General features: G+C 63.7%; 17 protein-coding genes and 1 tRNA gene. 9 read left to right on the top strand and 9 right to left on the bottom strand.

Annotation, left to right across the window (positions count from 1 at the left end; genetic code table 11):
• Both FM101_RS04155 and FM101_RS04150 read left to right on the top strand, forming a co-directional pair.
• Positions 1–344: SH3 domain-containing protein (locus FM101_RS04155; protein WP_179204223.1), on the top strand; the 344-nt coding region annotated here is incomplete at its 5' end.
• A gap of 137 nt (positions 345–481) precedes the next feature.
• A tRNA-Val gene (locus FM101_RS04150) sits at positions 482–558 on the top strand.
• A gap of 173 nt (positions 559–731) precedes the next feature.
• On the opposite strand, the gene FM101_RS04145 is transcribed toward FM101_RS04150, so the two are convergent.
• Positions 732–1,481, bottom strand: coding sequence for a hypothetical protein (locus tag FM101_RS04145; RefSeq protein ID WP_086995898.1), 750 nt, complete (start codon positions 1,479–1,481; stop codon positions 732–734).
• A 672-nt stretch (positions 1,482–2,153) separates the two neighbouring features.
• Between FM101_RS04145 and FM101_RS04140 the strand changes: the two genes are divergently transcribed.
• The gene (locus FM101_RS04140; RefSeq protein ID WP_179204222.1) at positions 2,154–4,445 is read left to right on the top strand and encodes a threonine/serine ThrE exporter family protein; all 2,292 of its coding nucleotides are present in this window, start codon (positions 2,154–2,156) and stop codon (positions 4,443–4,445) included.
• A 12-nt stretch (positions 4,446–4,457) separates the two neighbouring features.
• On the opposite strand, the gene FM101_RS04135 is transcribed toward FM101_RS04140, so the two are convergent.
• Positions 4,458–5,192 carry a uracil-DNA glycosylase gene (locus tag FM101_RS04135; protein ID WP_086995893.1) on the bottom strand — a complete coding sequence of 245 codons (735 nt, stop codon included), beginning with the start codon at positions 5,190–5,192 and terminating at the stop codon, positions 4,458–4,460.
• A 143-nt stretch (positions 5,193–5,335) separates the two neighbouring features.
• On the opposite strand from FM101_RS04135, the gene FM101_RS04130 reads away from it, so the two are divergent.
• From FM101_RS04130 to groL, 3 genes are all read left to right on the top strand, one after another.
• The gene (locus FM101_RS04130) at positions 5,336–5,632 is read left to right on the top strand and encodes a DUF3263 domain-containing protein (RefSeq protein WP_086995890.1); all 297 of its coding nucleotides are present in this window, start codon (positions 5,336–5,338) and stop codon (positions 5,630–5,632) included.
• Positions 5,633–5,682: 50 nt separating this feature from the next.
• Positions 5,683–6,396, top strand: coding sequence for a LytR C-terminal domain-containing protein (locus tag FM101_RS04125; RefSeq protein WP_086995887.1), 714 nt, complete (start codon positions 5,683–5,685; stop codon positions 6,394–6,396).
• A gap of 316 nt (positions 6,397–6,712) precedes the next feature.
• Positions 6,713–8,350, top strand: a complete 1,638-nt coding sequence (gene groL / locus FM101_RS04120; protein ID WP_086995884.1) for a chaperonin GroEL — start codon at positions 6,713–6,715, stop codon at positions 8,348–8,350.
• A gap of 97 nt (positions 8,351–8,447) precedes the next feature.
• Here groL and FM101_RS04115 read toward each other — a convergent pair whose 3' ends face one another.
• From FM101_RS04115 to FM101_RS04090, 6 genes are all read right to left on the bottom strand, one after another.
• Positions 8,448–9,344 (bottom strand): DUF4031 domain-containing protein, encoded by an 897-nt coding sequence (locus tag FM101_RS04115; RefSeq protein ID WP_086995881.1) that lies wholly within the window; start codon positions 9,342–9,344, stop codon positions 8,448–8,450.
• A 9-nt stretch (positions 9,345–9,353) separates the two neighbouring features.
• A complete protein-coding gene (locus tag FM101_RS04110; protein ID WP_086995878.1) occupies positions 9,354–10,778 on the bottom strand; it encodes a phytoene desaturase family protein in 1,425 nt (474 codons plus the stop codon).
• A 100-nt stretch (positions 10,779–10,878) separates the two neighbouring features.
• Positions 10,879–11,169, bottom strand: a complete 291-nt coding sequence (locus FM101_RS04105) for a WXG100 family type VII secretion target (RefSeq protein ID WP_086995908.1) — start codon at positions 11,167–11,169, stop codon at positions 10,879–10,881.
• 118 nt (positions 11,170–11,287) lie between these two features.
• On the bottom strand, positions 11,288–12,775 hold the full coding sequence (locus FM101_RS04100; RefSeq protein WP_342744354.1) for a HAMP domain-containing sensor histidine kinase: 1,488 nt from the start codon (positions 12,773–12,775) through the stop codon (positions 11,288–11,290).
• 12 nt (positions 12,776–12,787) lie between these two features.
• Positions 12,788–13,498, bottom strand: a complete 711-nt coding sequence (locus FM101_RS04095) for a response regulator transcription factor (RefSeq protein ID WP_086995875.1) — start codon at positions 13,496–13,498, stop codon at positions 12,788–12,790.
• Positions 13,499–13,584: 86 nt separating this feature from the next.
• Positions 13,585–13,812, bottom strand: a complete 228-nt coding sequence (locus tag FM101_RS04090; protein WP_086995872.1) for a hypothetical protein — start codon at positions 13,810–13,812, stop codon at positions 13,585–13,587.
• Between the two features lie 196 nt (positions 13,813–14,008).
• Between FM101_RS04090 and FM101_RS04085 the strand changes: the two genes are divergently transcribed.
• Positions 14,009–14,392, top strand: a complete 384-nt coding sequence (locus FM101_RS04085) for a cold-shock protein (RefSeq protein ID WP_086995869.1) — start codon at positions 14,009–14,011, stop codon at positions 14,390–14,392.
• A gap of 2 nt (positions 14,393–14,394) precedes the next feature.
• The gene (locus FM101_RS04080; RefSeq protein WP_086995866.1) at positions 14,395–14,973 is read left to right on the top strand and encodes a DUF3027 domain-containing protein; all 579 of its coding nucleotides are present in this window, start codon (positions 14,395–14,397) and stop codon (positions 14,971–14,973) included.
• Between the two features lie 3 nt (positions 14,974–14,976).
• Here FM101_RS04080 and serC read toward each other — a convergent pair whose 3' ends face one another.
• Positions 14,977–16,098, bottom strand: coding sequence for a phosphoserine transaminase (gene serC, locus FM101_RS04075; RefSeq protein ID WP_086995863.1), 1,122 nt, complete (start codon positions 16,096–16,098; stop codon positions 14,977–14,979).
• Positions 16,099–16,279: 181 nt separating this feature from the next.
• Here serC and FM101_RS04070 point away from each other — a divergent pair, with 181 nt between their 5' ends.
• Complete coding sequence (locus tag FM101_RS04070) at positions 16,280–16,978, top strand: metal-dependent transcriptional regulator (RefSeq protein WP_086995860.1); 699 nt, start codon at positions 16,280–16,282, stop codon at positions 16,976–16,978.
• Positions 16,979–17,061: the final 83 nt, after the last annotated feature.

The raw sequence follows: 17,061 nt of genomic DNA, 5'->3' as shown, positions 1-17,061 counted from the left end.
AGAACGCGAAGGTTGCGGTGGCTTCGACGGCCAAGAGCTGGGCGAAGGTCACCTACAAGGGCAAGAAGGGCTATGTTGCCGCGAGCTACCTGAAGACGGTGGCTCCGGCGAAGGCGCCGGTCAAGAAGCCTGCGAAGGCTCCTGCGAAGAAGCCTGCCGCGAAGTCGGTCACGAAGGTGACGAAGGCAAACCTGAACATGCGTTCGGGTGCGGGGACGAAGTACAAGTCGGTGTTGGTGATCCCGAAGAACGCGAAGGTTGCGGTGGCTTCGACGGCCAAGAGCTGGGCGAAGGTCACCTATAGGGGCAAGAAGGGCTATGTCGCGGCGAGCTACCTGAAGTAAAGACAGGCGACGCCGGCGCCCCTCTCCTCAGGCAGGTGAGGGGCGCCGGCCTGAGGTTTCGCGGCGAACTCGATGAATTTGGTGGCGGGGCACGCCTCCGGTACCCTTTCTAGGTACGCCATCGCGGCGTGACACCCGGTTCTTTAGCTCAGTTGGTTAGAGCGTTCGCTTCACACGCGAAAGGTCGCTGGTTCGAATCCAGTAAGAACCACCATCACCCCTCCTCCGATATCGGAAGAGGGGTTTTTGCCGCCCGGAACCCCGACGGAACCGGTGGATCAAAGCCGCCGAAGATTCCTCAAAGTGCCGGCGGCCCACGGCGACCGTCGCGCCCTTGAGACGGACTTGGGGATCGGTGTGGCTCTTCTGGAGGGCGAACACTAGCGATCAGCTGGCTGTGAACCAGCTGTCATCCCGGTCGACGCTCTTCGCCTGGCCACTGCCATCGACGACCGCGGTGACCTGCTCCAGCTCGGGAGCATCCATATAAAGGTTGTCAAGGATGGTCACCGAAATGCCCTGCAGATCCTCTTCGACAGTCATCATTCCGGAACCCACGTCATAGGAGGAGGGGAATGACTTGTCGAGGTGGATGACGAGTTCACCCTTCTCGGAAGATTCCCAGGACGTGATCAGTCGGAACGATGACACCAGGCCTTCGGGCCCCTGGACGCCAAGTTGTTCGAACCATTGATTCATTTTTTCGTCCGCCCAGGCCTGGCCCTTGAGGTGGGATTCGGGACGTGGATCCGCGGCCATCATGGAGTCCCGCATGCTGACAGGCTGGCTCCGTTCCCACTTCCCGCGGGCATAGTCCACTGACAAGGTCCCGTCTTCGGTGACCGCTGTGATGTTCTCCACCGTGGGGAATTCTTCCGCGACGCTCTGCATCATCACACCGGCGATGGAGTCGAGTTCACTTGTTGCCGAGTAGTCGCTGATCCCCTCGGCGTTCCCGGTAATCGAATCATCGACGTGCAGAACGATCTCTCCGGGTTCCGTAGATTCCCAGCGGGTCACCAGGTTGAAAGGCCATATGAAACCTTGGATGCTGCGGGCGCCCTCAAAGTCGAGCCACTGCTGCATGACGGCATCGACCCATTGCTGTCCTGTGCCGGTTGGGTCCTGCGAAGGCATGACCGATGGTGAGGCGCGGGGGGACTCCCGAAGCCTTCGTTTCCGTGGCTTGTGGTGCTGATTCGGATATGTCATTGCTGGAAACACTGCAACCGGCGAGTGCGATGGCCACCACGAGCGTGGGCGCCACGAAGTAAAAATGTTTCATCTGTTCCCCCAACAGTTGGATTCATGGCGAGTCTAGGGGGAAGGCACTGACGCTTTGGCACGCTGACGCCACACGCAACGAATCGTTACAACTTGGAAACCCCTAGTCACAGCCATATATCTCGAAAGTTCGAATCGGCTCGGTGCTGTGCTCCCATCCGGGGTTGCGTGCATGCGAAGGGCCGGCCCCACCTGCCGGGGATAACTGAACGGTCCAGTCCGTTTCGGCCCCCTACCGTGGAGGTCGGACTACGCTCCTCGCCGATGTCCAAGCCGCGAGGTTGGAAGAGCCTTGCGGGGACTTGCGGGTTCCGCGTGACGTCATGGGGGTACTTTCCTGAAAAGCCTTCTCATCGGGTTGTCTCCGACGCTAGGGGCCCCGTCGCAGGCTGGAACATCCACTCGGTTGATCCTGCACACGGCCGCTCTTTTGACGTTGGACACATCGGTCGGTCCACGGCTCTTTTGGCCTTGCCTCCGGTTGTAGAGTTGCCTACAGGAAACCCCGTCAGAACAGGAGAGTTCGTGTCCGACCGCGACAAGCCGGAGCCCTCCGAAATCACGGCGCCCACTCAGGATCCGAACCCGAAGGCCGGGGTGATGCCGCGCATTCCGACGTCGGAAATCAAACAGCCGGCAGGGCTCTTCAGCAGATTGGCCAGAAGCGCAAACCGTTCCTCGGAGAACGACGACGAGGCCGCTTCGGAAATCGAAGACACCGCACCGGGCTATCACGACGACTGGGTCAAAACGGAGCCCACTGGGGCGTTGGCGTATACGCCCGAGGCCTCAGACGCCGTCGAACAAGCGCGTCCTCGCACCGACCATGTCCTGCCCAGCGGCAGTGTCGACCTGCCGGGCTCCCCGGATGACCGTTCCAAGACGGAGCCGGTGTGGGATGGCATCACCCCACGGACCGCAGAGGTCCCCATCGCCGCGCCGCCGACCCCGACGGCCTCACCCGGACTCCCCGAACGGGCCGACGCCACTGCCGCACCAGCCCAAGAAGCGAAACAGGTTTCCGAACCATCGGCCACGACGTCCCCCGAGCAGCGGGTCAAGCCCTCGCGGAAGACCCAGCCAGGGTGGCCAGGCCGAACACCGGGCGCCCCCAAAAAGGGGGCAGCCAAGACCGCTGAGGATTCGGGCCCGGCACCATCGACCGGTTCCACCCGTAAACCGGCACCGTGGAAGATCCCCGCGGCCCGACGACCCAAGCCGGTTCAGGCGGCACCTCCGACGACTACTTCGGTTCCGATCGACCCCGCCGTCGCGAGAGTATCCAACGTCGTCGCGCCGGAGGCACGCACCGGCCCGCCCGCGAAAGCCTCACCCAAGACCACCCCGCGGCCGGCACCGGCCCCTTTCCATGCCCCGAACCCGTTGCCGAGCGTGGCCCGGGCCGCCGGAAAGGCCACCCCTGCGGCCAAACGTGCGTTCTCGAAGCTGATGCACACCGAATCGCCGCCGACCCAGGCGTTCTCGATCGTGGACCGGCTGGTGGGTAGCCCCTATGCGAACCCGCTGATCCAGCAGCCGGGTGAATTCGACGCCAACGCCCGCCAGACCCTGGAATTTGCCTTGGATATGGCGGAGTCGATGTTCCGTTTCGGCGCCGGTGCCCTGCAGGCGGAAACCAGCGTCATCGCTGTCACCGCATCGTTGGGTCTGAGCAATGTCGACGTGGAGATCACCAACCAGTCGATCCATATCAACTACGCCCCACAAGACCAGAACCCGGTCTCCCTCTTGCGCGTGGTGCGTTCCTGGACCGGCAACTACCGGGGGCTGGCCCTGCTGCACGGTCTGGTCTCAGAGATCATTGCCGGTGGTGTCACCCGCACTCAGGCCACCGATCGATTACGCGAGATCCTCCGACAGCCCAAGCCCTACCCCCGGTGGATGGCCACCATGGGTGGCGGTGGTTTCTGCGCAGCCTTCGTCATGTTCATCGGAGGCAGTTGGTTCGGCGCGCTCGTAGCGCTGATTTCCTTCTGCCTGATTACCGGCATCATGAACGTCGTGGGCAGTTGGAGGGTCCCCGAATTCTTCACCATCGGGCTCGGTTCAGCAGTCACCACGGGCATCGCCATGCTTCTCTGGGCGGTCAACGCGCCGATCTCCCCGGCGGTGGTCGTGGCCGGCGGGATCATGTTGTTGTTGCCCTCGTCGAGATTCGTTTCGGCGGTCCAGGACGCGATTAACGGATTCCCGGTCACCGCAGCTGGCCGTTTCTTCTCATCCCTCCTGATCTACGGGGCCATTATTGCCGGGATCACCGCGGCACTGGTGACCGGGACGTTGCTGGGGATGCGGCGGTTGGACGTGTCCAATATCGACCAGATCTCCTACCCGACGGCGTTCCTGGCGTTCTTGGTCGCGGTCGCGGTGTTCTGCGTATCCATCTTCGAGCAGACAGCGCGCAGTCTGCTGCTGCCCACAGCCGGGGTCGCACTGACCGGTTATCTGGCACTTTTGCTCGCACAAGCAATTGGGGTGGGGGACCGGATGGCCCCGGCCGTGGCGGCCATCGTCGTCGGTGGAGTCGGTCGCTGGGTGGCCATGAAGATGACCGCCCCGCAGCTCGTGGTCGCCGTCCCGGCAGTGACCTTCCTGCTGCCCGGACTGACGATTTTCCGAGCCATGTATGGCATCACGATCGATGCGGGAGACATGTCCGTGGGGCTGCTCCAAATGTTCAACGCCTTCGCCATCATCGTGGCCATCGCCGGCGGCGTTGTGCTCGGCGATACCGTCGCTCGCCCCTTCACCAAGGGGTGGATCACCCACGAACGGCGACGCATCCGCCGCCGCTAGCGGAGGTGCCGATCAGCCGGACAGCGGAAGCGTGGCTCCGGTATCCGGATGGTCATCGGTGGGTGCAGGTAAGCGCCAATCGACGGGATCCGCGCCCTGACCGGTGAGCAGTTCGTTGGCCCGGGTGAACGGGCGCGAGCCGAAGAAGCCGCGCCGTGCCGACAACGGCGAGGGATGGGCGCTGGTGATCACCGGCGTCGTACCGAGCAGTGGTTCGAAGCCCTGGGCTTGCCGTCCCCACAGGATGGACACCAGCGGGGTCGGGCGTGCCACCAGCGCGGTGATGGCTGCGGTCGTAAATTCCTGCCACCCCAGCTTCCGATGTGAGCCGGTGTCCCCGGCGGCCACCGACAGGATCGGGTTCAACAGCAACACCCCCTGCTCGGCCCAAGCGCTCAGGTTCCCGGTAGCTGGAAACGGGTAGCCGGTGTCTTGGCAGTATTCGGTGAAGATGTTTTTCAGGCTGCGGGGCAGTGGGGTCACCGACTCATCGACGGCGAAGGCCAGCCCAATCGAGTGCCCGGGTGTCGGGTAGGGGTCCTGACCGAGGATGAGGACCCTGACGTCCGCCAGCGGCAGGTGGAAGGCTCGCAACAGATGTTCGGGGGCCGGAAGCACCTGCTCGCCGGCAGCACGCCGAGCGGAAAGGTCCGTATCGATCTTTTGCAATCGAGGCATCACCGGAGCCAGGGCCTCGGCCCAGTCGGGGGCCATGGGCCAGGGGGTTTGCTCCACAGCTGTCTTCATGAGCCCATTCTGCCCGGCAGAACGCACCAACCGGCAAATGACATCGATGTAATTCGCCACTAGGATGGGTGTGGGCGACTCGCGTCCGGGCCAGGCCCGGCGGCAGGAATCGTCGGAGGAACGACAGGTCAAGGAGGCAGGCGATGGCAGTACAGGCGGGCGAACTGGAGTTCGAACCCGACGAGGACAGCCCGCTGGACGTCCGCGACCAGCAGATTCTGGCGCTCGAACGTCAATGGTGGAAATACGCCGGTGCCAAGGAACAGGCCATCCGCGAACTTTTCGATCTTTCGGCGGCCAACTACTACCAGCTGCTCAATGCACTGATCGACACGGACGCCGCGCTGGCGCATGATCCGATGCTTGTCAAAAGATTGCGTAGACTTCGATCAACGAGGCATCGTGCCCGCAGTGCGCGCCGGCTGGCGGGCGAGGCGTAGGCCCGATTCCGGCACCATCCGCCGCTGCACCGAAGGAACCAAGGACTGCGATGACGAAGCACCCGAACGACGAGTTCGACAGGGTCCCGGAATTCACCGACCGTAAGGGGATTCACCGGCAAACCATTTCCGGCGCCGCTACCCGCCGGTCACCATTGGGCTGGATCGTCGCCTTCGGCATCTTGGCCCTGGTCGTTGGCCTCTTCAGCTACTTCGTCCTGCCGCAGTTGACCGGCCAGCCGGTCGCCACCCCGGCAAACAGTTCCAGTTCGGCCAGCCAGTCCCCGGCCTCGGCAACGAAGGGTGCAGCGGAAAGTCAGGCGCCGGAGGAATCCGCGGATGATTCCGCAGCCGCTGAATCCTCTGCCGCCGCCGAGTCTGCAGCTGCGGCCAAATCCGAGGCAGCAGCCTCCGAGGCGGCGAAGAAGTCCAAGGCCGCTGCCGCTTCCTCCAGTTCCGCTGCGGCAGCCTCCTCCAGCTCTGCCGCTGCCGCGCCGGATACCTCCACCAAGATCGGCGTCTACAACGGCTCCCGCCGAACGGGCTTGGCCGCTTCCGGCCAGGCCAAGCTCAGCGCCGCGGGCTTTAGCAATCTCAGCGCCGCGAACTGGACCAAACGCGTGAGCAGCTCGATCGTCTACTACAAGTCCGACGAGGATAAAGCCACTGCCGAGAAGGCCGCCGGCGCGATGGGGATCGGCACGGTGTACCAAACCTCGCAGATTCCCGGTCGCATCGCCGTCGTTCTCGGAGCCGATTTCTAGGTCCCCAGGGTCCCAGTGGCGCCGTTCGGGTTAAGCCGGACGTGAAGAGTTTCCCGAAAACGGCACTCATGGCTTGCACTCGAGGGTGGAGAGTGCCAATAATTGATTTAGCACTCAGGTGTTGCGACTGCTAAGCGCGGGGCGGATCCATTTCGTCACAACCTACCGGCAGCGAATACCGCGGGTGAACCCCGGATCAGTTGCAGCGAGGGTGTGGGCGCGGCGTTCAGATAACGCAGCACCCCACCCGTCCGTCGCGGGCGTTTCAACTGGTTCATGAATTCGCAAGACTGTCCCGAAAGGACCACTAGCCACTATGGCCAAGATGATTGCATTTGACGAGGAAGCACGCCGCGGCCTCGAGCGGGGTCTGAACACCCTGGCCGACGCCGTCAAGGTGACCCTCGGCCCGCGCGGGCGCAACGTTGTTCTCGAGAAGAAGTGGGGCGCACCCACCATCACGAACGACGGCGTCTCCATCGCCAAGGAAATCGAGCTGGACGAGCCGTACGAGAAGATCGGTGCCGAGCTGGTCAAGGAGGTCGCCAAGAAGACCGACGACATCGCAGGCGACGGCACCACCACCGCTACCGTGCTGGCCCAGGCACTGGTCAAGGAAGGCCTGCGCAACGTTGCTGCCGGCGCCGACCCGCTCTCGCTGAAGCGCGGGATCCAGAAGGCCGTCGAGGCCGTGACCAGCGAACTGTTCGACTCGGCAGTGGAAATCGAAACCAAGGAGCAGATCGCGGCCACCGCGTCGATCTCCGCTGGTGATTCCCAGATCGGCGAGCTCATCGCTGAGGCCCTGGACAAGGTCGGCAAGGAAGGCGTCGTCACGGTCGAGGAGTCCAACACCTTCGGGCTGGACCTCGAACTGACCGAAGGCATGCGCTTCGATAAGGGCTACCTCTCGGCCTACTTCGTCTCCGATGCAGAACGTCAGGAAACGGTCCTCGAGGATCCGTACATTCTGATCGTCAACTCCAAGATCTCCTCCGTCAAGGACATGGTCGCCGTCCTGGAGAAGGTCATGCAGTCCGGCAAGCCGCTGCTGATCATCGCCGAAGACATCGAGGGCGAAGCCCTGGCCACCCTCGTGGTCAACAAGCTCAAGGGCACCTTCAAGTCCGTTGCCGTGAAGGCACCGGGCTTCGGTGACCGTCGCAAGGCCATGCTCGCCGATATCGCCATCCTCACCGGTGGCCAGGTCATCGCCGAGGAAGTCGGACTGAAGCTCGAAACCGCAACGCTCGACCAGTTGGGACAGGCCCGCAAGGTCGTTGTCACCAAGGACGAGACCACCATCGTTGAGGGTGCCGGCGACGCCGAGGAGATCTCGGGCCGGGTCAACCAGATCCGTGCCGAAATCGAAAACTCCGATTCGGATTACGACCGCGAGAAGCTGCAGGAACGTCTGGCCAAGCTGGCCGGTGGCGTTGCAGTGATCAAGGCCGGTGCCGCAACCGAGGTCGAGCTCAACGAGCGCAAGCACCGCATCGAAGACGCCGTGCGTAACGCCAAGGCAGCAGTCGAAGAGGGCATCGTCGCCGGCGGCGGCGTGGCTCTGATTCAGGCTGGCGCGAAGGCCTTCGCGAAGCTGACACTGGAAGGCGACGAGGCCACTGGCGCGAACATCGTCAAGGTTGCCATCGAAGCCCCGCTCAAGCAGATTGCCTTCAACGCCGGCCACGAGCCCGGCGTCGTCGCCGATAAGGTCAAGGGCCTGCCCTCGGGCCACGGCCTGAACGCCGCAACCGGTGTGTACGAGGACCTGCTGGCAGCAGGCGTCAACGACCCGGTGAAGGTCACGCGCTCCGCCCTGGAGAACGCAGCCTCCATCGCCGGTCTGTTCCTCACCACCGAGGCAGTCGTCGCCGATCAGCCCGAGAAGGCTGGCGCCGGGATGCCCGGTGGAGACGACATGGGTGGCATGGGCGGTATGGGCGGCTTCTAGCCTCCCGGGTCCTGTAGCCCCTGCACGACGACGCCGGCGCGGTCACCTCGGAAACGAGGGGGCCGCGCCGGCGGTGTTTAAGCCAGGGGAGCGGTGGCTATACGACCGGCAGTTCTGCCAGCTCGGCGAGGAGGTTGGACCTGGCGGGCTCTTCCCAGAGAAACCGTCCGCTGCTGGTGCCGAAGAGCGGTTCGGTGGCTAGTAGGGATCGCAGAACGGCTGACCGGCCCCGAGCGAAATCGACGTCAGACACCATGGAGTAGTCGCGGCGCACTGCGGCCACATAACGGCGATAGGCGGGCTCCGGGCGGGCGAGGACCTCCAGATCGGCATCGCAGAGCAGCCGGCCGGCGGCGTCATGTTCCGCGGGACGGTGGCTGGTGGTCACCCGCACGAGACGGGCCACCTCGTCTATCTCGGCGTTCGGGACGCCGGAGGCTGGAAGCAGCTGCTCCGCCAATCGCGCGGATTCCTCCTCGTCCTGACCTGCGACCCCGGCATAGACGGCGTCGTGGAACCAGGCGGCCAGCCAGGGCGCGCGCGGATGGGAGCCGAGAGGCTCTCCTTTCGAACGCAGCAGGTCGAGGGCCCGCAGCACGGCCAGCAGGTGGGCCCGGTCGTGGTAATGCCGGTGAGGCTCTGACCAGCGGGCCATCAGTTCTGCGGCGATGCCCGTGTTCCCGGGGAGCAACCGGTCCCAGGCGTCGGCGAGGACTCCTTCGAGCTTCTCGGGGCGTTGATGGGCGGGGATACGCACGCCGGAGCGGATTAGGCGCCGGGCCAGTTCGGTGGCTGGAACCGGAAGAGCCCCGGCAGCGACAAGGGAGTCGAAACGGCGACGGGGGACGTCATAGTGGTCTCGGTCGAAGGCGCGCCGACTCAGCCCGGCTGTCGCAGCAAAGGCATGGAGCTCTTCCACCGAGACATCGGAAACCAGATGCGAGAAGACCGTACCGTGGGCCGGCCACAGCGGGGGGTCGATGAGGATGGCCATGGACCCAGATTACCGGCGTTCCCAGTCCCGCAGTACTGCCTGTGCGGCGTTCCATCCGGCCATTCCGTGCACGCCTCCGCCCGGCGGGGTGGAGGAGGAGCAGATGTAGAGTCCCGGTGTCCCGGTGTTGTAGGGCCGCAGGGTCGGCGCCGGGCGCAGGACTTGTTGGATCCCCTTGAGCGATCCACCCCCGATGTCTCCTCCCACGAGATTCGGGTTCCACGACTCCAACACCTGCGGCGAGGAATCGACCCGGCCGATAATGCGGTCCTGGAATCCGGGGGCGAACCGTTCGATGTGGGCATCGATCAGGGGCGCCGCATCGGCGGTACACCCGTTGGGGACATGCGCATAGGCCCAGACGACCTGCCGTCCGTCCCGAGTCCGGCTGGGATCGGCATTCGATTGCTGGCAGAGCAAGACAAAAGGGCGGGGCGGCAGACGCCCTCGATGGGTCATCGATTCGGCTTCGGCGATCTCCTCCATCGTTCCACCCACGTGAACGGTTCCGGCATCGGCCGTCCGCGGGTCGGACCAGGGGATGGGGCCATCAAGCAGGTAGTCGACTTTGTAGCCGCCCATACCGTACTTCCACTTTGCGAGATGATGGCGGTAGCGGTCCTCCAACCCTGCCCCTTCGAGCTTCAGGATCTGGCGGGGAGTGAGATCCAGCAGGACGGCATCGGCCTGGGGAAGGTCTCGCAAATCAGTCACCGGGGAATTGGTGTGGATCTTCGCCCCGCGCTGGTCCAAGACGTCCAGCAGTGCGTCCACGATCCTGCCGGTTCCACCCCGGGCCACGGGCCATCCCAGAGTCTGCCCGAGCCCTCCGAAGACCAGCCCGAAAGCGGCCGTGAACGGATGGGTCGGCGGCAGCATGGAATGGGCTGCGGAACCGATGAACAGCGCCTTTGCTTCCTCCGTCTCGAAGAGACGACGGGCCAGTAGATGGGCCGGCCAAGCGGCCCGCACGCCGAAGGACGCCATGGATAGCGGATGCGGTGGCATACGAAGCAGCGGACCGGTGATGTTCTCCAGCGTTCGGTGTGGGTGCTCGACCACCGGTCGGTGCAATCTGCGCCAGACGTCCCGGTCGGTGCCCAGCGTTGAAGCAGTCAATGAGGCATCTTGTTGCAGTAGGGCCGCATCACGTCCGGGCAGAGGATGCGCCATGGGAAAGGTGGGGTGCACCCATTCGAGGCCGTGATCGGTCAGGCCGAGTTCGCGAAAAGCCGGACTACCCACGCCGAAGGGGTGGCCGGCAGCGCCCAGATCGGTGATGAAACCGTCCCCGAGGATCTCGGCCGAACGCGCTGCACCGCCGGGGAGGGGGCCCTGTTCATAGATCGTCACTTCGACGCCTTGGCGGGCCAACAAGGCCGCGGCGGTCAGGCCGTTGGGGCCCGAACCGACAACGATGGCGGTGCGTGACATCCAAATCTCCGTTTCCACGAGGGGCTGATGACTATTGTGCAGCAGTAATCACTGAGTTCTGTCATTGGCTCGACGGGCGTGGTCCCGGAGCGCCGGCGGCTTAGTAGGTGAACATCCTGGCGTTCGCGGCTTCGGCGTCGTCATACTGCTGCGAGGCTTGGGAGAGGGCGGTATTAATGGCTGTCAGGGACTCTTCGACCTTCATCTGGGTGGCCCGCCAATCGGCCACGACGGCCTGGAAGTTCGAGGATGCCGCCCCGTGCCAGGAGGATTCGAGGTCGCGCAGCCCGGCTTGCATGGTGTTCACCTCGGCCCGTAGGCGCTCGATGGTTCCTTGGACGGATTGGGCCCTTCCGCGCATTTCTGCTGTGTTGGCCGAAAAACTACTCATGGTCACTCCCCGCTCGCCTTCTCGACCTTTGTGGCCGGGGGCTACCGGATGTGCCCCAACACCACCATGCGGGGTTGCAAACGGATCCGTCGTCGGGCTACAACGAACGGTGGAAGGATCAGCCCGCGTCGTCGTCGGTGGAGGACGAGTCGGTGGGGACCAGTGGCAGGTGGATGGACATCGTGGCGCCACCACCAGGGGTCTCGGTGAGCCGGACTGAACCATCATGCTGGGCAACGATTGCTGCGACGATTGCCAACCCGAGTCCGGTCCCTCCGGTTTCCCGTTGCCGGGAGCTATCGGCCCGGTAGAACCGCTCGAAGACCCGGGCGGCATCCTCATCGGAGATCCCGTTGCCGTGGTCCCGAATCGCCAGTACGGCATCCGAGCGGCCATCGATCACCGGTAGCACCCCGACAGCCACTTCAAGGGGCGAACCTTCGGGGGTGTAGCGCAGCGCATTGGTCATCAGGTTCCCCACGACCTGACGCAGCCGCAGCTCGTCCCCGCTGCTCGGGGCGCTGGCAGCTTGCGGTCCGTCAAGACCGACGAGGCGGACCTCACGTGTTGGGGCGTTGACCCGGGCATCCTCGACCGCGTCGGAGCCCAACAGCAGAAGGTCCACCGGCTGGCGTTCCAGGGGGCGTTGCTCGTCGAGCCTGGCCAAGGTCAGCAGATCTTCCACGAGCTGGGCCATGCGCTTGGCTTCACCTTCGATCCGTCCCATGGCGGTACCAACCTGTTCCTCCCCGCTGACCCCACCGTGCCGGTAGAGCTCGGAGTATCCCTGGATGGTGACCAACGGGGTCCGCAGTTCATGGGAGGCATCCTGGATGAAACGGCGCATCTTGCGTTCCGAGGCAGCCCGCCCGCGGAAGGCCTGCTCGATATGCGCGAGCATGGCGTTGAGGGAACGTGATAATCGCCCGACCTCGGTTTCGGGTGGATATTCCTCCACCCGTCGAGACAGGTCCCCGGCAGCAATCGCTGCGGCAGTCCGTTCTACCCGGACCAGAGGTCTCAACGCACGCCCGGTGATGCCGTAGGCGATCATCGACATGACCAGCGTGACCAGGGTGCCACTGGTGACCACGAGTTTCGTGGCTTTATCCACGGTGCCCATGGTCGACTGCAAGGGCAGGGAGACGACGATGTATCCGTCGTTGTTGCGTAATGTGTAGACGCCGGTACGCCAACCACGGGAGGACTCCTCCGTGCCGGGGACATCCATGGTGGAGGACTCCAGCTCCCGGACTTCGTCGACGGTCATCGGAGGAACCTGAGGGGCATCGGTGTGTTTCGGATGCGGAAGTTCGTAGCGCACCTTACCGCTATTATCCCGCAAAGTTCCCCGGAAACGGTTGAACTCCAGCGTCGCTCCCTCACTGGGCAGCTCCTGGTCTTTCCAGGAGGACCACATGATGTTGGCCAACGCGATGGAGTTGTCCTTGAGGTCGGTATCCATCTGGTCCTGCAGGGTCAGCCGAAGCGATGCCGACGCGGCTAGAGCCGTGACCAACACCCCGCACATCATCAGCGTGGCCATGAGGGCCACGAGCTTGGATCTCAGGGATACCTGCCGCAGGAGGCGGGGGAGTGAACGCACCAGAGGCCGGACCTAGCGCCGGTCGGCGGAGCGCAGCAGGTAGCCCACCCCGCGCTTGGTCTGGATCATGGCCGGCCAGTCCTCCCGGGCATCGATCTTCCGGCGCAGATAGGAAATATAGGATTCCACGATGGAGGCATCGCCGTTGAAGTCGTATTCCCAGACGTGGTCGAGGATCTGGGCCTTGGAGAGTACCCGGTTGGGATTCATCATCAGATAGCGCAGCAACTTGAACTCGGTGGGGGACAAATCCACCACCTCGCCGGCGCGCCGAACTTCGTGGGCGTCGTCGTCGAGTTCCAAATCGTCCACGCGGATGACCGCATCGTCTTCATCGAGTGGCTGGGTCCGACGTAATACGGCACGAATCCTGGCCACGACTTCGTCGAGGCTGAAGGGTTTGGTCACGTAGTCGTCCCCGCCGACAGTGAGCCCCTGGACCTTATCTTCGGTTCCGTCGCGCGCGGTCAAAAAGAGCACGGGAAAGTGGCGTCCAGCTGCGCGGAGCTTGCGGGTGATGGTGAACCCGTCCATATCGGGGAGCATGACGTCCAGGACAGCAAGGTCTGGCAGTTCCTTTTCGACGGCTGCCAATGCCTCACGACCATTGGCTGCAGCGGTGACGTCGAAGCCAGCGAAACGCAGGGACGTGGAGAGCAGCTCACGAATATTGGGTTCATCGTCGACGACGAGAAGCTTGGCTTCCGCAGGTTTGTCAGTCATAACACCAATTGTGCGTGCAAAGTCTGGGAGTTTTCTGTGCGTCAGATGTGTGTCGTGATGCCAGGAGGTTGGCGGAGGTGACCGGCTTAGCGGCGCCGTCTGGTTCTGATGCGCAGCAGAAGGAGAGTAATCAGCAAGAGGAAGGCGACCGGTAGGCCGTAGAGGCCAACGGCCATCACCTGGGTGAACGGTGTGGTCCCTGCGGCGTACTGGATGAGGACGAAGGCCAAACTTAGAATGGAGATCAAGGCGATTGCCGCGGCCAACACGGTCACGATGCGCTGCGCGGTGGCGGGGGAATCAAGGGTATTCACCCGGTCAAAATATCAGCGTCGAGGCGGGGCACAAAGTCCTGACGGCCGCGGGCATGCCGTACTCTAGACGAATAGACTTCCCCGGCCAGGATCGTATCCGCGCGTAGACGCAGTCGATGCAGGTTCGGCCGGGAATCCAGACGCGGCGCGGGCAATGGGCCGGGCGCCGCCGGTACGTGAGAACGAGGTAAGCGAAGTGCCTTTCGGCAAAGTGAAGTGGTTTGAAGCCTCCAAGGGTTTCGGGTTCCTGGTCACCGATGACGGTCAGGAGGTGTACTTGCACGCCTCGGCGCTGCCCGAAGGGGTCAAAGAGGTCCGTGCGGGAACCCGTATGGAGTTCGGAATCGCCCAGGGACGCAAGGGCGCGCAGGCGCTGACGGCACGTGTCGTCGAGGCCGCTCCTTCGGTGGTCCGCGGCAAACGGAAGCCCGCCGAAGACACCGCGATCCTCATCGAGGATCTCATCAAGGTCTTGGACAGTGTTTCCAACGGCCTGCGCAAGGGGCGGTACCCCGAGAAAGGCCAGGCAGGCAAAGTTGCTGCCGTGCTTCGCCGTGTTGCCGACGATTTGGACGCCTGATCATGGCACGGGCACCAAAAGTCGACGCCGTTCTGAGTGCCGAAACTGACTTGGCCCGTTCGGCGCTGTTGGCGATCGTCGAACAGGGGTCGGTCGGTGATCACCTCGGGGTGGCCGCCGATGACGACCGTGTGCTGACTCACCGGTTTGTCGCCAAGCTCCGCGGTTATGCCGGTTGGAATTGGTATGTGACCTTGGCCCGGGTGCCGCGCGGGAAGGTTGCCACGGTTTGCGAGACCGGGCTGCTGCCGGGCGAAGGAGCCATCGTGGCCCCTGAATGGGTCCCGTGGGCGGATCGTGTGCTGCCGGAGGAACTCCAAGCGCAACGAGACGCCGAGGCGGCTGAAGCCGTGGACAAGGAGCCCGGAGGCCAGGAAGCGGATCAGAAGGCAGCGCCGACCGACAGCGAAACCGTCAGCGCTGTAGAGGGGAACGGAACCGGCGCGACTGCCGAAACGGCAGACGCACCGACCGAACAGGGCACCTCTGAAGCGGACGGGGAGAACGACCAGGACGAACAGGCCGAGCCGTCAGCGGGCCGGAACCCGCAACGCTCGCGGTCCCGTCGTCGTCGTCGGTAAGCGTTACATGTTCTCCACGACGTAGTCGATGCAGGCGGTCAGGGCCGAGATATCGTCCGGTTCAATCGCCACGAACGTAGCGATACGCAGTTGGTTCCTGCCCAGCTTCCTGTATGGCTCGGTGTCCACGATGCCATTGGAGCGCAGGATGGAGGCCACCCGGGAGGCGTCGACGGAATCATCGAAGTCGATGGTCGTGATGACGTTGGAACGCTCATCGGCCTTGAGGACGTAGGGCGCCGCAACGGGAGATGCCTCGGCCCAGGAGTACACCCGCCCGGCGGAATCGGCAGTGCGGGCCGCCGCCCAATCGAGCCCACCCTGTTCGTTGAGCCAGGAGATCTGGTCGTTCAGGGTCACCAGGGTTCCCAGCGCCGGGGTGTTATAGGTCTGGTTCTTCAACGAATTGTCGATGGCCGTGCGCAGATCGAGAAAATCGGGGATCCAGCGGCCACTGGAACCCACTCGTTCCGCGCGTTCCAGAGCGGCCGGAGAGAACAATCCCAGCCACAGGCCGCCGTCGGACGCGAAATTCTTCTGAGGGGCGAAATAATAGACATCGGTTTCTGCCACGTCTACCGCCAGCCCTCCGGCTGCGGAGGTCGCATCAATCAGTAGCAGGGCGCCGTCGTCGGCGCCTTCCACGCGCTGCACCGGTGCCGCGACCCCGGTAGATGTTTCGTTCTGGGGCCAGGCGTAAACGTCGACGCCGGCCTCCGCGTGTGGGGCAGGACGAGTGCCGGGCGCAGAAGAAATAATCGAGGACTCCTGGAGGAAGGGAGCCTTGTCCGTGGCCTTGGCGAACTTCGAGCCGAACTCACCGAAGGAGAGGTGCTGAGCCTTCTGCTCGACCAGGCCGAAGGATGCGACGTCCCAGAAAGCAGTTGATCCGCCGACACCAAGAATGACTTCGTAACCTTCGGGCGCGTTGAAGAACGTGGACAGCCCCTCGCGGATGCTGCCGACCAGGTTCTTGACCGGAGCCTGACGGTGTGAGGTCCCGAGGATCCCCGGATTGGCTGCTGCCAGTGCCTCCAACTGCCCGGGGCGAACCTTGGAGGGCCCGGCGCCGAAGCGGCCATCTGCCGGCAGGAGGGATGAGGGGATGCTCAGCGAATCGGTCAAGTGGTGCTCCTACCATCGGCGAAATCAGTCGTAGTGGACTTCGGTGGGATCAGAAAATATCCCGCATCAATGGTGGCGCAACAGTTGGTGGAATGCCGAAAGCAGGTGACATTGTTAACGAAGGTAGAGTTGCAAACACGGGTTCCCCCTTGACCGCCCCGCCATACAGGAGTGCCACGCAGTGACAGATCTGATCGACACCACGGAAATGTACTTGAGGACCATTCTGGAACTCGAGGAAGAGGAAATTACGGCCCTGCGTGCGCGCATTGCCGAGCGCCTAGACCATTCAGGTCCGACGGTTTCGCAGACGATTGCCCGGATGGAACGCGACGGTCTGGTGATCGTCAACCAAGACCGCCATCTCGAACTCACGGTCACCGGCCGAGAGCGCGCAACCTCCGTGATGCGTAAGCACCGGCTGGCCGAGCGGTTGCTCGCCGACGTGATCGGGCTGGATTGGGAATACGTCCACGATGAAGCCTGTCGGTGGGAGCACGTGATGAGCGAGCGGGTCGAAAAACGCCTCTATGACCTGCTGGGCAAACCCACCGACTCTCCCTACGGCAACCCCATTCCCGGCTTGGAAACGCTGGGAGGCCCCGCGGCCCACGAATTCTCCCTGGGTGTCCAGAACCTGGACTCCGCCTTATTGGACGAAAACACCGGGCCCGTAGCCGTAGAACGGCTGGCCGAGGCGATCCAGGTGGATCCAGAACTCCTCGCCCAACTCAACGAAGGCGGCATCCGCCCCGGGGCACAAGTGACCCTGGAGCGTGCCGGGGACTATGTTCTCGTCCGCGTCGAGGGAATCGAAGGCGCATTGGAGCTTCCGGTAGAGGTTAGCGCCCACGTTTTCGTGGCACGGGAATCGGTATAGTCGATATAGATATAACGGAACTGTTACTTCGTATCCGATTCGGGTAGCGTGGATAACGGATGGGGATTCGTCCTCGCCCACTC

Origin of the sequence: Arthrobacter rhombi (genome assembly GCF_900163545.1) — a bacterium.
In the GTDB taxonomy this organism is placed as follows: Bacteria; Actinomycetota; Actinomycetes; order Actinomycetales; family Micrococcaceae; genus Arthrobacter_H; species Arthrobacter_H rhombi_A.
The sequence above is the reverse complement of the archived record's forward strand: the minus strand, read 5'-3'. Positions and strand labels throughout refer to the sequence as shown.

Coding starts and splice junctions, on each gene's coding strand:
- groL (WP_086995884.1), top strand. CDS start 6,713: ATGGCCAAGATGATTGCATTTGACGAGGAAGCACGCCGCGGCCTCGAG.
- FM101_RS04125 (WP_086995887.1), top strand. CDS start 5,683: ATGACGAAGCACCCGAACGACGAGTTCGACAGGGTCCCGGAATTCACC.
- FM101_RS04110 (WP_086995878.1), bottom strand. CDS start 10,778: ATGTCACGCACCGCCATCGTTGTCGGTTCGGGCCCCAACGGCCTGACC.
- FM101_RS04095 (WP_086995875.1), bottom strand. CDS start 13,498: ATGACTGACAAACCTGCGGAAGCCAAGCTTCTCGTCGTCGACGATGAA.
- FM101_RS04135 (WP_086995893.1), bottom strand. CDS start 5,192: ATGAAGACAGCTGTGGAGCAAACCCCCTGGCCCATGGCCCCCGACTGG.
- FM101_RS04130 (WP_086995890.1), top strand. CDS start 5,336: ATGGCAGTACAGGCGGGCGAACTGGAGTTCGAACCCGACGAGGACAGC.
- FM101_RS04145 (WP_086995898.1), bottom strand. CDS start 1,481: ATGCCTTCGCAGGACCCAACCGGCACAGGACAGCAATGGGTCGATGCC.
- FM101_RS04115 (WP_086995881.1), bottom strand. CDS start 9,344: ATGGCCATCCTCATCGACCCCCCGCTGTGGCCGGCCCACGGTACGGTC.
- FM101_RS04105 (WP_086995908.1), bottom strand. CDS start 11,169: ATGAGTAGTTTTTCGGCCAACACAGCAGAAATGCGCGGAAGGGCCCAA.
- FM101_RS04080 (WP_086995866.1), top strand. CDS start 14,395: ATGGCACGGGCACCAAAAGTCGACGCCGTTCTGAGTGCCGAAACTGAC.